Origin of the sequence: Microbacterium phyllosphaerae, from assembly GCF_050628115.1 — a bacterium.
In the GTDB taxonomy this organism is placed as follows: Bacteria; Actinomycetota; Actinomycetes; order Actinomycetales; family Microbacteriaceae; genus Microbacterium; species Microbacterium phyllosphaerae_A.
The window spans coordinates 1,532,843-1,545,888 of record NZ_CP192502.1 but is presented as its reverse complement, the minus strand read 5'-3'; the positions used below and the strand labels follow the sequence as shown (position 1 = coordinate 1,545,888).

14 protein-coding genes are annotated in these 13,046 nt (G+C 68.2%); 8 read left to right on the top strand and 6 right to left on the bottom strand.

Annotated features, from left to right (window positions below):
- Window positions 1–70 precede the first annotated feature (70 nt).
- A complete protein-coding gene (locus tag ACQ4LY_RS07210) occupies window positions 71–1,555 on the top strand; it encodes a SpaH/EbpB family LPXTG-anchored major pilin (RefSeq protein ID WP_431075338.1) in 1,485 nt (494 codons plus the stop codon).
- 161 nt (window positions 1,556–1,716) lie between these two features.
- Window positions 1,717–2,718 carry a class C sortase gene (locus ACQ4LY_RS07205; protein ID WP_431075337.1) on the top strand — a complete coding sequence of 334 codons (1,002 nt, stop codon included), beginning with the start codon at window positions 1,717–1,719 and terminating at the stop codon, window positions 2,716–2,718.
- Here the strand turns inward: ACQ4LY_RS07205 and ACQ4LY_RS07200 are convergent.
- Window positions 2,661–3,446, bottom strand: coding sequence for a GntR family transcriptional regulator (locus ACQ4LY_RS07200; RefSeq protein ID WP_431075336.1), 786 nt, complete (start codon window positions 3,444–3,446; stop codon window positions 2,661–2,663). The genes ACQ4LY_RS07205 and ACQ4LY_RS07200 overlap by 58 nt on opposite strands.
- Before the next feature lie 110 nt (window positions 3,447–3,556).
- Here ACQ4LY_RS07200 and ACQ4LY_RS07195 point away from each other — a divergent pair, with 110 nt between their 5' ends.
- The 3 genes from ACQ4LY_RS07195 to ACQ4LY_RS07185 are packed head-to-tail and all read left to right on the top strand — an operon-like array spanning window position 3,557 to window position 6,324.
- Window positions 3,557–4,192: a LuxR C-terminal-related transcriptional regulator gene (locus ACQ4LY_RS07195; RefSeq protein WP_431075335.1), complete on the top strand. Its 636-nt coding sequence runs from the start codon at window positions 3,557–3,559 to the stop codon at window positions 4,190–4,192.
- A complete protein-coding gene (locus tag ACQ4LY_RS07190) occupies window positions 4,193–5,320 on the top strand; it encodes a sensor histidine kinase (RefSeq protein WP_431075334.1) in 1,128 nt (375 codons plus the stop codon).
- Window positions 5,308–6,324, top strand: coding sequence for a hypothetical protein (locus ACQ4LY_RS07185; RefSeq protein WP_431075333.1), 1,017 nt, complete (start codon window positions 5,308–5,310; stop codon window positions 6,322–6,324). Before ACQ4LY_RS07190 ends, ACQ4LY_RS07185 begins: the two co-directional genes overlap by 13 nt.
- Before the next feature lie 307 nt (window positions 6,325–6,631).
- Here the strand turns inward: ACQ4LY_RS07185 and ACQ4LY_RS07180 are convergent, their stop codons facing one another.
- Genes ACQ4LY_RS07180 through ACQ4LY_RS07170 form a run of 3 tightly spaced genes read right to left on the bottom strand, consistent with a single transcriptional unit; the run spans window position 6,632 to window position 7,907 of the window.
- Window positions 6,632–6,934 (bottom strand): SHOCT domain-containing protein, encoded by a 303-nt coding sequence (locus tag ACQ4LY_RS07180; RefSeq protein WP_431075332.1) that lies wholly within the window; start codon window positions 6,932–6,934, stop codon window positions 6,632–6,634.
- Between the two features lie 2 nt (window positions 6,935–6,936).
- A complete protein-coding gene (locus ACQ4LY_RS07175; RefSeq protein WP_431075331.1) occupies window positions 6,937–7,365 on the bottom strand; it encodes a hypothetical protein in 429 nt (142 codons plus the stop codon).
- Between the two features lie 2 nt (window positions 7,366–7,367).
- Window positions 7,368–7,907 (bottom strand): DUF308 domain-containing protein, encoded by a 540-nt coding sequence (locus ACQ4LY_RS07170; RefSeq protein ID WP_431075330.1) that lies wholly within the window; start codon window positions 7,905–7,907, stop codon window positions 7,368–7,370.
- A 198-nt stretch (window positions 7,908–8,105) separates the two neighbouring features.
- Here ACQ4LY_RS07170 and ACQ4LY_RS07165 point away from each other — a divergent pair, with 198 nt between their 5' ends.
- Both ACQ4LY_RS07165 and ACQ4LY_RS07160 read left to right on the top strand, forming a co-directional pair.
- Window positions 8,106–8,678: an HhH-GPD-type base excision DNA repair protein gene (locus tag ACQ4LY_RS07165; RefSeq protein WP_431075329.1), complete on the top strand. Its 573-nt coding sequence runs from the start codon at window positions 8,106–8,108 to the stop codon at window positions 8,676–8,678.
- The gene (locus ACQ4LY_RS07160) at window positions 8,675–9,100 is read left to right on the top strand and encodes a DUF1801 domain-containing protein (protein WP_431075328.1); all 426 of its coding nucleotides are present in this window, start codon (window positions 8,675–8,677) and stop codon (window positions 9,098–9,100) included. The genes ACQ4LY_RS07165 and ACQ4LY_RS07160 overlap by 4 nt, the downstream gene beginning before the upstream one ends.
- Before the next feature lie 123 nt (window positions 9,101–9,223).
- Here the strand turns inward: ACQ4LY_RS07160 and ACQ4LY_RS07155 are convergent, their stop codons facing one another.
- Complete coding sequence (locus ACQ4LY_RS07155) at window positions 9,224–10,609, bottom strand: glycine--tRNA ligase (protein ID WP_431075327.1); 1,386 nt, start codon at window positions 10,607–10,609, stop codon at window positions 9,224–9,226.
- 115 nt (window positions 10,610–10,724) lie between these two features.
- Window positions 10,725–11,414, bottom strand: a complete 690-nt coding sequence (locus tag ACQ4LY_RS07150; RefSeq protein ID WP_431075326.1) for a GNAT family N-acetyltransferase — start codon at window positions 11,412–11,414, stop codon at window positions 10,725–10,727.
- 91 nt (window positions 11,415–11,505) lie between these two features.
- On the opposite strand from ACQ4LY_RS07150, the gene ACQ4LY_RS07145 reads away from it, so the two are divergent.
- Entirely contained in the window at window positions 11,506–12,969 is a 1,464-nt protein-coding gene (locus ACQ4LY_RS07145; protein ID WP_431075325.1) for a peptide MFS transporter, read from the top strand.
- Window positions 12,970–13,046 lie beyond the last annotated feature (77 nt).

Sequence of the window (13,046 nt, the reverse complement as noted above, 5' to 3'; positions counted from 1 at the left end):
TCCCCGCTCAGCACCACCAGATACCGAACCAAGAAACCCGAACCAAGAAACCCGAACAGAGGGAAAGAACATGAAGACAATCACTCCGGCCCGGCGCGGCACGCGTGCCGTACTCGCGGCGAGCGCCGCGGCGATACTGCTCGGGCTCGGCCTCGCGGCACCCGCGGCAGCGGCTCCGCTGGTCGATCCCGACGCCATCGGCTCGATCACCATCCACAAGCTGGAAGCACCCGACACACCGTCGGGCCTGCCGAACAACGGCACGGCCGTGGACACCGCCGGTCTCACCCCGCTGCCGGGCATCGAGTTCCAGGTGCGCCAGGTCACGGGCATCGATCTGTCGACCAACAGCGGCTGGACCGACGCGTCGGCCCTCTCGGGCGTCTTCGACGCCGCCGACCCTGAAGGATCGATCACGGGTGCAGGTCACGCGCTCGCCGCTGGGTCCACGCTGGTGACGGATGCCGCGGGCGAAGCGACCTTCACGGGCCTCCCCGTGGGCCTGTATCTCGTGGAGGAGACGGACTTCCCGGCCGGTGTGACGCCGTCCGCTCCGTTCCTCATCTCGGTCCCGCTGACGGACCCGACGAACCTCGACAACTGGCTCTACGACGTGCACGTCTACCCGAAGAACGCGGTCACGACCGCGACGAAGACCGTCGAAGATGCGGACGCCGTTCAGCTCGGCGACGAGGTGACGTTCACGATCACCGCCGACATCCCGAATGTCGATCCGATCGACGGCTTCAAGATCGTCGACGTTCTCGACGTGAAGCTCGACTATGTCGCCACGGTCGTCACTCTCGCCGACGGCACCACGATCGCCGAGGGCGTCGACTACGCGATCACCCACGATGCGGCCACGAACACGGTCACCGTCGAGTTCACGGCCGCCGGCCGGGCGATCCTCGCAGCGCACAACACGACGAGCGTCGTCGTCGACATCGTCACCACCGTCAACACCGTCGGCGAGATCGCCAACCAGGCGCTGGTCTACCCGAACCTCCCCAGCTTCGACATCGACCCCGGCGAGCCCGGTGGGCCCACTGTCACCCCCGAGGTCGAGACCCGCTGGGGCGGTCTCACCATCGAGAAGGTGGGCCAGGGCGGTGCCGCCCTCACCGGCGCCGTGTTCCAGGTGTACACCTCCGCCGCCGATGCCGCAGCACAGACCAACCCGGTGACCCTCGCCGGTGCGACCGACTTCGAAGTGGTGAACGCCGACGGCACGCTGACGATCGCGGGGCTGCGCTACAGCGACTTCGCCAACGGCGCGACCGTCGCTCCCGGTGACGCCGGCTACCTCCAGTACTACCTGGTCGAGGTGCAGGCGCCCGACGGCTACGAGCTTCTCGCCGAGCCTATCGAGTTCACCATCACCGCCGCCACCACGGCCGCGGGAATCGATCTGACCGTCATCAACGTGCCTCACAACGGCGGCTTCCAGCTGCCGTTCACCGGTGGCACCGGTACCGGTCTCCTCTATCTGGCCGGCATCGGCCTCATCGCCGGTGGTGTCGTGTTCCTCGTCGTGAAGCGTCGTCGCAGCATCTGACCCACCCGAGACGGCGGAGTCCCCACACCGCCGCCTTCGGGGTGGCGGCCCACTCTCCCCGGGCCGCCACCTCGTGAAGGATGAGCCGGCTCCGACCGGATCATCCTGGGGGCGGTCCACCTTCCCAGGACCGCCCCCGTTTCTCACTTCGGAGGACACTCATGATCGACACCCTCGACACGCAGGGCCCGGCGCAGCCGCCGCCTGCGCTCGACCGGGATCGACGCCGGGCAGTCGCGCGGCGATGGTCCGTGCTCAACGTCGTCGTCGCAGGCGTCATCCTCGTCGGATCAGGGATGATCGCCTACCCGTCGGCAGCGACCTGGATCACCGATCTGACTCACGCGACGACGCTCTCGGGATATGCCCAGACCGTCTCCGACACGGCCTCGTCAGAGCGGGAGACCGTCCTCGACTCGGCCCATGACTACAACGAGCGCCTCCCTGGTGGCCCGCTGCGAGACCCGTTCACCCTCGACCCGAATGGTGACGCCGTCGATGTCGAGGCCGGCCGCGACGAGTACCTCGAGCAGCTCTCACTGAGCGCTGACGCACCGATCGCGCGCATCCGCGTGCCCGCGATCGACGTCGATCTGCCGGTCTATCACGGCACGGAGGAGAAAACCCTCGCTCGCGGCATCGGGCACCTGTACGGGTCGAGCCTCCCTGTGGGCGGCGCGGACACGCACAGCGTGCTCACCGGGCATTCCGGCCTCCCGGAGGCGACACTGTTCACTCGCCTGCACGAGCTGAAGATCGGCGACACCATCCTCATCGATGTGGCCGGCGAAACCCTCGCGTATCGCGTGGATCAGACGAAGACGGTGCTGCCCGATGACGGTGCCGACCTTCGCCAGGTCGCGGGTGAGGACTACATCACTCTGCTCACCTGCACGCCTACGGGTGTGAACACGCACCGTCTGCTGGTGCGCGCCGAACGCGTCGACATGGCCGCCGTCTCTCCGGAGATCGTCGAGCTTCCCTCGTCGGGGACGGCACCCGCCGTTCCGTGGAGCGCGATCGTCGTCCTGCTCGTCGGCCTCGGCCTCGCTCTGGCCGTGGCCCTTCCTCGGGCTCCTCGCCGCGGGCACCTCGGCCCTGGTTCTCAGACCCGCCGGGGTTCGAGCGGATCGATCACGTCGTCCGCTGATCGCAGGGCGTGACCGCCGCCACGGGCGACGCGGGAGAAGAACGACACCCGGTCGGCGCGCAGCGCCACGGTCGAGAAGCACACGGGGATGCCCTCTTCGTCGTACATGACCTGTTCCAGGCTGAGCAGGGGCGCTCCCGGCAGCACGCTCAGCCGGACCGCCGTGGGTTCATCGGCCAGCATGGCTCCGAGGATGAACTCGGACGAAGACAGCTTCACGCCGCCGTTGTGCAGGAACTGGTAGATGTTGTGTCCGAACTCCACCTCCTCCAGGCGTGCAGCTTTGGGGATCACGAAATAGTTCGTCGACACGGTGCTCGCGAAGTCTCCGTGAGCGGCGACGTACTCGATCCGCAGCACCTGCGGGCCGCAGTCCGGCATCCGCTCGTGCGCCACCGGAGGCGTGTCGACCACCGAGCGGTCGATCACCCGCGGATAGGTGGACTGCTCCGGGATCACGTCGACCCCGTGGAACTGATAGAAGTCGAAGATCGAACCGACATCGACGTGTGTGCCCACACCGTGGGTCCTGCTCACCACCCGTGTCTCCGCGAGCTGCTGCAGCACGTCACGCACCACGGCACGGCTGGCTCCGTAGTCGCGCATGAGGGTGGGTTCGGACGGGATCTTCCCGTCCGTGAAATCTCCTCGCACGATCGCCGCACGTATCAGCATGGCAAGGCGGCGTCGCTCTGCGTTTCCCGGTGCTTCACGCAGCATCGGCGAGGAATCTCTCAGCACGCTGTCACTGTACAACCGCGTGCGCGGCGCAGCTAGCCGATATTCCGCGGCGGGCCTCCCCACTGGGCGTGGGCGCTCTGGGAGAGTTCAGGGATGTCAAGGACTCATCAGTGACCGCACGCATCGGGATCGTCGACGACCATCCCGCGATCGTGCTCGGAGTGTCCTCCATCGTCAACGCTCACGAGGGGATGCGAGTCATCGTGTCGGCCCCGAGCGTTCCGACCCTGCTGCGCGGCGCCCCCGCCTTCGACCTGATCCTGCTGGATCTCACTCTCGCTGACGGATCCACCCCCACGACGAATATGGAGCTGCTCGCCGCGACGGGCGCCCCCGTGCTCGCGTACACGGTCGGAGACCGTCCGCACCTGATCCGTGAAGCGGCCGCGGCAGGCGCGATCGGGATGCTCCGAAAGTCCGAGCTGCCCCACACGATCGTCGCGGCGGTGAGAGCCGCGCTGGCGGGCGAGACGGTCGCCAGCGCGGATTGGGCATCGGCGCTCACACGGGACACGGACTTCGTCGACGCCATGCTGACCGCGCGGGAGAGCGAAGTGCTGGCGATGTACGCGGCTGGTGAGACGGCCGAACGGGTGGCCGCCCGGTTGTTCCTGTCTCCGGCGACAGTCATCGATCATGTGAAGCGCGTCCGCGGGAAGTATGCGGCAGCCGGACGCCCTGCGACCACGAAGGTGGACCTCTTCCGCCGTGCTGTGGAGGATGGACTGCTGGATCCGGAGGCCTGAATGTCGACCGTCTCCCGGACCGATCGTCAGGTGAGCCTTCTGATCACGATCGGCTCGGCGGTGCTCATCCTCGGTGCCGTACTGCCTGCGTTCGTCGAACAGCGTGCGGGCTTCGACCTCTGGTGGAACGCGGCCGGAGTCCTGTGCGCGATCGGTTTCGTGGCGATGGCGCTGGCGGGCTGGTGGCTGCCCTCGGCCGTGCTGCGGATGCTCTGGGTGGTGCTGCCCGCCACGGTGATCGCACTGCAGCTGCTCTCCTTCACCGCGTATCGCGGCTCGGAGCCCGTCGTGCCGTGGGTATGGCAGCTGGAGCCGACCGCCGTCGCCATGCTCGTGCTCGTCCTGCGACCCGCGCTCGCGGTGGCCACGTCGCTCGTGGCCGGGTGCACTGTCGCAGTGTCGGCGTGGATCTTCACCGGCGAGGTGCCCCTCGATGTGGCAGCGGCGACCCCCATCCACCTGAGCAACCTCGCATTCGTCGTGATCTTCATCGGCATCCGTGCCGCGCTGACCCGGTTCCGCACCGCGGAACAGGATGCACGCGCCGCCGCCGAAAGCAGTGCCCGCGCGGCGGCGCATGCCGCGGGGCAGGAGGAGTTCGGCCGTTTCGTGCACGACGAGGTCCTGTCGGTGATGAACGCCGCCCTGCTCTTCCACGGTGATCCCCCCGAGGTTCTCCGCAACGAGGCCGGGAATGCGCTGGCGGTGCTCTCCGAGTCGCGCGCCACGTCCGATGCCGCACCGACGTCACCCGGCGAAGTGCCGCGACTCCTGCGCGCGCGGGTCGCGCGTTTCGTCCGCGGCGCCGAGTGGTCGATCGACGTGTCGGGTCCCCCCATCCCCGGGCATGTGGTCGCACAGATCGCCGACGCTTCCTCGGAAGCGGCTCGGAACGTCGCCGTCCACGCTCAGGCGACCACGGTGGAGGTCGATGTGCTCGTGCGCGACGGGCGGATCAGGGTCATCGTCCGCGACGACGGACGCGGGTTCGACGCGCAGTCGATGAACGAGGGGCGGATGGGCGTGCAGAGCAGCATCATCGCGCGGATGGAGGGGGTGTCCGGGCTCGGCACCGTCACCTCGACCGTCGGCGTGGGAACGGAAGTGGTGATGTCGTGGACCCCCTGAACCGCGTCGACGATCGCGGCGTGGGCGCGGCGGGCCTGAACACGACCGCTGCCCGCCTCGCTCTCCTGTTCGTCTGGGGATGCGGGGTGGCATCCGGGATCATCGACGGCGCGTTCGCCCCGCTCCACGTCGGCGCGATCGCGACGTACGCCGCGCTGCTCATCGGGGCGATCATCCTGACCTACCCGCAGGGCGGAGCACTGGACACAGGTCGGGCATGTGCTCTCTGGATCATCGCGCTGGGGGTGACCGTGGCTCCGATGCTGCTTCCGGCGGTGCCCGACGGCGCCTGGCTCGCCGCATTCCCCGCCTATCTGCTCGGTCTCATGATCGCCAGGGGCAACGTCGTCTGGGGCGTCACCGGCAACGCGGTCCAAGCTCTCGTCTTCGTCCTGTGGGCTGTGAGCGCCGACGGACCTCTCGACAGTGGTCTCGGGCTCGCTGCGACACCGGTCATGACCGCATGCACGGGACTCGCCTGGCACTTCCTGCTGCGGTCGGCGGTCGCCCGCGAGCAGGTGCACCGCTCGGAGGCGGCGCGCAGCGCACTGCGGGCTGCGATCGCGAAGGATGCCGCGGCGACATACCGGAACGACGTCGAACGCGTCAGGCGCGAGGCGAGCGGATCACTCACCGAGCTGCATGTCGGCCGTCCGCTCGATCCCGCGTTCCGCACCGAGATCACCGCGCTCGAAGGGTCGATCCGCGATCGCATCAGGTCGCCCTCGCTGCAGCATCCGCTCGTGATCGACGCGCTCGATGCCGCGAGACGACGAGGCGTCAGAGTCAGCGTCCTGGTGGGGGCGATCTTCGGGCCGGAAGAACGCCCGGTCGGACTCGGGGCGGCTCGGGAGCTCTCCGCGCTCCTCGCGACGTCGACCGCAGGCACCGTGGTGATCTCCTCCGATCCGCGGGCTCCCGGCATCATCACCGTGGTGCTCACCGGTGCAGGCGAGGACCCGCGCAGCATCAGAGTGGACGACCGACCTCAACGAATCGGGTGACGCGGCACCACGCGCGAGCCCCGGGCGCCGCCGTGCGCTCGGTGCTGGCAGTCTCGAGCGGCTTGTCCCTGGGGGGAGGCCAGGGACAAGCCTGCCGCACACGCGCCCCCCGCGCGCTCACGGCAACTGCAGTGCGAATCTTCTCGAAGCGCTCGACGCACGGCGGGGATCCACGGGTCGAGTCCTTCGGTCGCCGTCACCCCGAGGGGTGAAGGCCATCCGCACGGGTGGAGCCTGGCGACCGCCACCCAGGACATTCTGTTCCGCGGGCCTCGGCTGCGCCTACCCTCATTTCTCGGGGTTCTCGCTACGCCGCGAGCAGCCGCTGCTTCTGCGCGTCGAACTCGGCATCGGTGAGGATCCCGGCATCGCGGAGTTCCCCGAGTCTCGTGAGCTGATCGATGAGCTCTGATGTGGCTCGTGCCGGAGACGCAGACGCGGCAGGCACCGCCGGTACCGGTGCGGCCGGTGCGGCCGCGGCGGGTACCGGCGGCGGCGCGGTCGATGACGCGGAGTCCTGTGCCGCCCACTTCTGCTGCTGGCGTCGGTGCGTGTTGCCGATGACTCGAGTCGCGACGGATGCCCGCGCGGCGGTGCGAAGCAGTGACATGTCTAGGATCCTTCGAGTGCGGTGTCGAGGTCGGAGATGACGATGCCGCCGGCGAGGACCTCGGCCCCGCCGGCCTGAGCGAATGCGGCCGCAGCCACAGCGAGACTGCGGTCCTCATAGATGATCACGAGGGCGAAGAACCCCGGGTGGAGGTCGGCGGCGATGACGCTCAGATCATCCTGATCGAGGATGCCCGAGCTCACCCCGACGAAGGAGGTCAGGTCGACTCCCCCGGTGTCGACGAGGTCCTCCAGCGCGAGAAGCCGCGGGCGCCCGTCGGCGTCCAGGGCGACGACCTCCAGATCGAGGATCTCGATGGCGCCCGCTCGGACGCGATCCAGGACCGCCTGCAGCCCCGCGCCGACGGGGGCGCTCTCGGGGAACGAGAAGACGAGGTAGTCGACGGGGCCGGCGAACGAATCCGTCGCCATGGTCACGCCTTTCCGATCAGCGCACGGCCGGCATTCAACGCTCCGAGCACGACCAGCGCGATCCCGAGGAACCACCAGAGGAACACCGCTCCCCACAGCGGGCTGCTCAGCAGGGTGAACCCGGCGATGATCGACAGGACGGCGAACACCACCGTGAGGGCACCCGATCGGGTCTTCCCGATGGAGAGGAGGGCGGTGAATCCCTCGATCATCCACATCGTGCCGACGAGGATGGTCAGGAACAGGGCGAGGAACGCGGCAGAGCGAGTCAGCTCGCTGAACGTGAACGCACCCGCGATGACATAGAGCACGCCGAGCACGGCGTGACCGATTCGTCCGCCGGCGCCGAGCTCCTTCCCGAAGATGCCGATTCCGAGATAGATGAGACCCGCCACGATGGCGTACACCGCGATGAGGGCGGCGACGGCGACGGCGGCTTTCGTCGGCCAGACGAGGATCGCCGCACCGAACAGGATGCCTGCGGCGCCGGAGACGGCGAGGGCGAGGCGTGTGGCGCGCGTGGGCCGGGGGAGATCGGACATGGGGGCCTTTCGACGTTCGGCAGAGATGATCGTCAGGCTAACTTCCTGCGTGAGGGCGACCTCCATCCGGCATCCCACATCCCCCAGAACTGAGGGGCTGCGCTTTCTCCGGGGCGGGCGAGATGGACTCGACACAGGGGCCGCAGGCGCCAGCGGATCCGCCTCCGAACCGATGCGCCGAGATGCCAGACTGAGCTCATGGCCCTGCACATCACCGGAGACACCGCCGCGGACTCCCTGCTCACCGACAACCCGCTGGCCCTGCTGGTCGGAATGCTGCTGGACCAGCAGGTTCCCATGGAGACCGCGTTCGCGGGACCCCTGAAGATCGAGCAGCGCACCGGAGCGGCCGACGCATCCGCCATCGCCGCCATGGACCCCGACATGTTCCTCGAGGCGTTCCGGCAGACCCCGGCCGTGCACCGCTTCCCGGGCTCGATGGCCGCCAGGGTGCAGGCACTGTGTCAGGACATCGTCGACCAGTGGCGCGGCGACGCATCGGCGATCTGGACCGACGGCGACCCCTCGGGGGCCGAGGTGCTGACGCGGCTCAAAGCGCTGCCCGGTTTCGGCGAGCAGAAGGCGAAGATCTTCCTCGCGCTGCTGGGCAAGCAGTACGGCTTCACCGGCGCGGGGTGGCGCGAGGCCGCCGGGGACTACGGGGTCGAGGGCTCGTACCGCAGCGTCGCCGACATCGTCTCGCCCGAATCGCTGACCAAGGTCCGCGAACACAAGAAGGCCATGAAGGCGGCGGCGAAGGCGAAGGCATGAAGCCCACCGGCGATGACGTCGCCGGACTCATCGCGCGCTCGAGTCCCGCCGTCCGTCGTCGGGATGCCGAGACCCTGACCGCGCTGATGCAGGACATCACCGGTCGTGACCCGCAGACCTGGGGCACGATCATCGGCTTCGGCAGCTGCCACTACCGGTACCCGACGGGCACCGAGGGCGACAGCGGACTGCTCGGCTTCGCGCCCCGCAAAGCCGCGACCACGATCTACCTGTTCGACGGCGTCGACGCCCACGCAGGCGCGCTCGCGACGCTCGGCCCGCACACGACCGGCGTCGGATGCCTGTACATCAAGGACCTGGAGCAGATCGATCTCGACGCACTCCGCGGCATCCTCGAGCGTTCGCTCGCGTGGGTCGAGGCCGGCGGCACCGATCAGGTGCAGCTCACCGTCACCGGCTGATGGGCTGGCTGCCCTGCAGCTTTTGCGGCCTCACGCACGTTCTGCGGCCCGATCACAGGGATGTGGCCGCAGAACGTGCAGAGGACCGCAGCACGTGCGCGGGTGCAGTTTCCGGACGCGTGCTCACGCGCCCTTGAGACGATCCGCGAGGTACTGGTGCAGCTCGTCGATCGAGACGCGCTCCTGCGCCATGGTATCGCGGTCACGCACCGTGACGGCACGATCGTCGAGGGAGTCGAAGTCGATCGTGACGCAGAACGGCGTGCCGATCTCGTCCTGGCGACGGTACCGACGACCGATCGCTCCCGCGTCGTCGAAGTCGACGGCCCACGAGCTGCGCAGGGTGTCTGCGACCTCGCGCGCCAACGGCGACAGTCGCTCGTTGCGACTCAGCGGCAGCACAGCGGCCTTGACGGGGGCGAGACGCGGGTCGAGCTTGAGCACGGTGCGGACGTCCGTGCCGCCCTTGGCGTTCGGCACCTGCTCCTCGACATACGCGTCGACGAGGAACGCCATCATGGCGCGCGTGAGGCCGAACGACGGCTCGATCACGAACGGCGTGTAGCGCTCACCGGTGGCCTGGTCGAAGTAGGTCAAGCTCTGGCCCGACGCCTCGCTGTGGCTCGACAGATCGTAGTCGGTGCGGTTGGCGACGCCCATGAGCTCGCCCCACTCCTTGCCCGTGAAGCCGAAGCGGTACTCGACGTCGATCGTGCCGGCCGAGTAGTGCGCGCGATCGCCTTCGGGGACGTCGAACTGACGCATGTTCGCGGGGTCGATCCCAAGGTCGATGAACCAGTTCCAGCAGGCCTCGACCCAGTGCTCGAACCACTGCTGCGCCTCGGCGGGCGGAGTGAAGAACTCGATCTCCATCTGCTCGAACTCACGTGTGCGGAAGATGAAGTTGCCGGGCGTGATCTCGTTGCGGAACGCCTTGCCGACCTGGCCGATGCCGAACGGCGGCTTCTTGCGGCTGGCGGTGAGCACGTTCGAGAAGTTCACGAAGATGCCCTGTGCGGTCTCGGGGCGCAGGAAGTACATGCCCGACTCGTCGTCGACGACACCCAGGTACGTCTTCACCAGACCGGAGAACGCCTTGGGCTCGGTGTACTGCCCCTTCGTGCCGCAGTTCGGGCAGGGGATGTCGGCGAGACCGTTCTCGGCCTTGCGGCCCTTGCGGGCCTCGAAGTCCTCGATGAGGTTGTCTGCACGGAAGCGCTTGTGGCAGCTCAGGCACTCGACGAGCGGGTCGGTGAAGGTGGCGACGTGACCCGACGCCTCCCACACGCGCTTGGGCAGGATGATGCTCGAATCGAGGCCCACCATGTCGCCACGACCACGCACGAACGTCTGCCACCACTGGCGGCGGATGTTCTCCTTGAGCTCCGTGCCGAGGGGCCCGTAATCCCATGCGGACCGCGAACCGCCGTAGATCTCACCCGCCTGGAAGACGAACCCGCGGTGGCGGGCGAGGGCGATGACCTTGTCAAGACGGGACTGTTCGGCCACGGTGGCTCCAATGGTCGGCGGTGGGAAAGCCCGTGATCACGGGCACATCAATCCTATCCGCGACCGGTTCCCCGAAGCACCGAGCCTCGAGCCTCGGCCCTCGAGGTTGCGCCGCTCACGCGGTGAAGAGGTAGCCCTTCTCGACGTCGAAGCCCGCGAGCGTGAGGCCGCTGCCCAGCAGTCCCTCCATCTGAGCACGCAGGCGGGTGCGCCATTCATGCGCGGCATCCGGATCGTCCACCCTGATCGTCTCGATGTCGGCCGGGATCTCGAGCGTCTCGACGACGGCATCCGATTCCGGGGACTTCGCGATGTCGGCGAGCGCCCATTCGACGTCGAGCCGGTCGCTCTCGTCGCCTGCATCCCCTCCCCCGAAGATGCCGTAACGGTTCACCGAGTACCCGGTCACGCGGGCGCCGAGCACCGTGAGGAAGAAGTGCGCGTTGCGGGCGACCAGCGGATCGAAGGTCCAGGTGATGCGACCGACGTCACGCGAGAACGCCCACTGGCGCTGGTGCTCCTTGAGCTCACGACCCCAGCCGCGGCCGCGGTACTCGGGCAGCAGCGCGGTGATGTGGGAGTGCATGGCCCTGCGGGCCGGCGCACCGAAGAAGGCGATCGACGCGCCGACCATGCGCTCCTCCCCACCCTCGGCGTCGAAGAGGCCGACCACGTAGTTGCCTGACTGCTGCAGGGCGCGCAGGGTTCCCGCGTCGATGACTCGCTCGGGTCCACGGATGGAGTCGAGCAGGCCCTGCGCGTCGATGATGAGTTCAACGGTGTCCAGATCACGGATGGTTCGCACGCCCCCAGTCTGCCCCTCTGGTCGCAGATTTCGGAATCGCACGGCGCGAATGGTCTGGGATGCATGCGCTGGCGAGGCGTACCGTGGGGGGATGGCATCCAGCGACACCACAGCCGAGAAGTCCGACACGCGGTTCTTCGGGCAGCCCTGGGCACTCGTCCACATCTTCGGCGTCGAGATGTGGGAGCGCTTCAGCTTCTACGGCATGCAGGGCATCCTGCTCATCTACCTCTACTTCTCGGTCAGCGAGGGCGGCCTCGGCCTGTCGCAGGCCGTCGCCGGTGGCATCGTCGGCGCGTACGGCGGATCCGTCTACCTCTCCACCATCCTCGGCGCCTGGATCGCCGACCGGATGCTCGGCTCGGAGCGGGTGCTGTTCCTCAGCGCGATCGTGATCGTCGCCGGGCACGTGGCCCTGGCTCTCCTCCCCGGCTTCGTCGGCGTGGGCGTGGGCCTCGTTCTGGTCGCCCTCGGCTCCGGCGGCCTCAAGGCCAACGCGACCTCGGTGGTCGGCACGCTCTACAGCGCGGACGACACGCGTCGGGATGCCGGCTTCTCGCTCTTCTATCTCGGCATCAACCTCGGCGCCTTCCTCGGCCCGATCCTGACCGGCATCCTGCAGTCCTCGCTCGGATTCCACTACGGCTTCGGGCTCGCCGCCATCGGAATGACGCTCGGACTCGTGCAGTACTCGTTCGGCCGCCGCGCCCTGCCCGACGAGGCCCGGCGTGTGCCCAACCCGCTCCCCTCCTCGCGCTATCCGCTGGTCGCGATCGTCGCGCTGGCGGCGATCGCCGTCATCGTCGTCTTGGTGCTCGTCGGGGTCATCAAGGCCGACAACCTGTCGACCATCGTGATCGTCGGAACGATCGTCGCCGCCGTCGCCTACTTCGCGGTGATCCTCAGCAGCCGTCGCATCGACGGCACCGAGCGCTCGCGCGTGTGGGCCTTCCTGCCGCTGTTCGTCACGAGCGTCGCGTTCTGGTCGCTGTACCAGCAGCAGTTCACCGTGCTCACGGTCTATTCGGACGAGCGCCTCGACCGCAACATCTTCGGCTTCGAGATGCCGGTCTCGTGGGTGCAGTCGATCAACCCCGTGTTCATCATCATCCTGTCCGGCGTCTTCGCCGCGATCTGGACGCGCCTCGGCACGCGCCAGCCGTCGACCCCGGTGAAGTTCGCTTTCGGCGCGATCATCATGGGCGCCGCCTTCCTGCTCTTCCTGCCGTTCGCCGGGGGCGGCGCGAACTCCACCCCACTGCTCGCGATCGTCGGCATCCTGTTCGTGTTCACGGTGGCCGAGCTGCTCATCTCGCCGGTCGGCCTGTCGGTCACGACGAAACTCGCACCGAAGGTCTTCCACACGCAGATGGTCGCACTGTTCTTCCTGTCGATCGCCCTGGGCACCGCGATCTCGGGTTGGCTCGTGCGGTTCTACGACCCGAAGAACGAGGTTCCCTACTTCTCGATCCTCGGCGGCATCGCGATCGTCGTCGGCCTCGGGCTGCTCTTCGCCGTGAAGCCGGTGCTGCGACTCATGAAGGGCGTGAGCTGAGCAGCATCCCGGCCGACTGAGAGCGGCCGGTCCGGGCACCCCGCGCCTCGGGTGTCCCGAACGCCGATAGCCTGAAA

What these genes read in the sequence shown, in the direction of transcription:
- ACQ4LY_RS07165 (WP_431075329.1), top strand. Translation starts at nt 8,106, where the DNA reads ATGGCCCTGCACATCACCGGAGACACCGCCGCGGACTCCCTGCTCACC.
- ACQ4LY_RS07205 (WP_431075337.1), top strand. Translation starts at nt 1,717, where the DNA reads ATGATCGACACCCTCGACACGCAGGGCCCGGCGCAGCCGCCGCCTGCG.
- ACQ4LY_RS07160 (WP_431075328.1), top strand. Translation starts at nt 8,675, where the DNA reads ATGAAGCCCACCGGCGATGACGTCGCCGGACTCATCGCGCGCTCGAGT.
- ACQ4LY_RS07145 (WP_431075325.1), top strand. Translation starts at nt 11,506, where the DNA reads ATGGCATCCAGCGACACCACAGCCGAGAAGTCCGACACGCGGTTCTTC.
- ACQ4LY_RS07210 (WP_431075338.1), top strand. Translation starts at nt 71, where the DNA reads ATGAAGACAATCACTCCGGCCCGGCGCGGCACGCGTGCCGTACTCGCG.
- ACQ4LY_RS07175 (WP_431075331.1), bottom strand. Translation starts at nt 7,365, where the DNA reads ATGGCGACGGATTCGTTCGCCGGCCCCGTCGACTACCTCGTCTTCTCG.
- ACQ4LY_RS07170 (WP_431075330.1), bottom strand. Translation starts at nt 7,907, where the DNA reads ATGTCCGATCTCCCCCGGCCCACGCGCGCCACACGCCTCGCCCTCGCC.
- ACQ4LY_RS07180 (WP_431075332.1), bottom strand. Translation starts at nt 6,934, where the DNA reads ATGTCACTGCTTCGCACCGCCGCGCGGGCATCCGTCGCGACTCGAGTC.
- ACQ4LY_RS07190 (WP_431075334.1), top strand. Translation starts at nt 4,193, where the DNA reads ATGTCGACCGTCTCCCGGACCGATCGTCAGGTGAGCCTTCTGATCACG.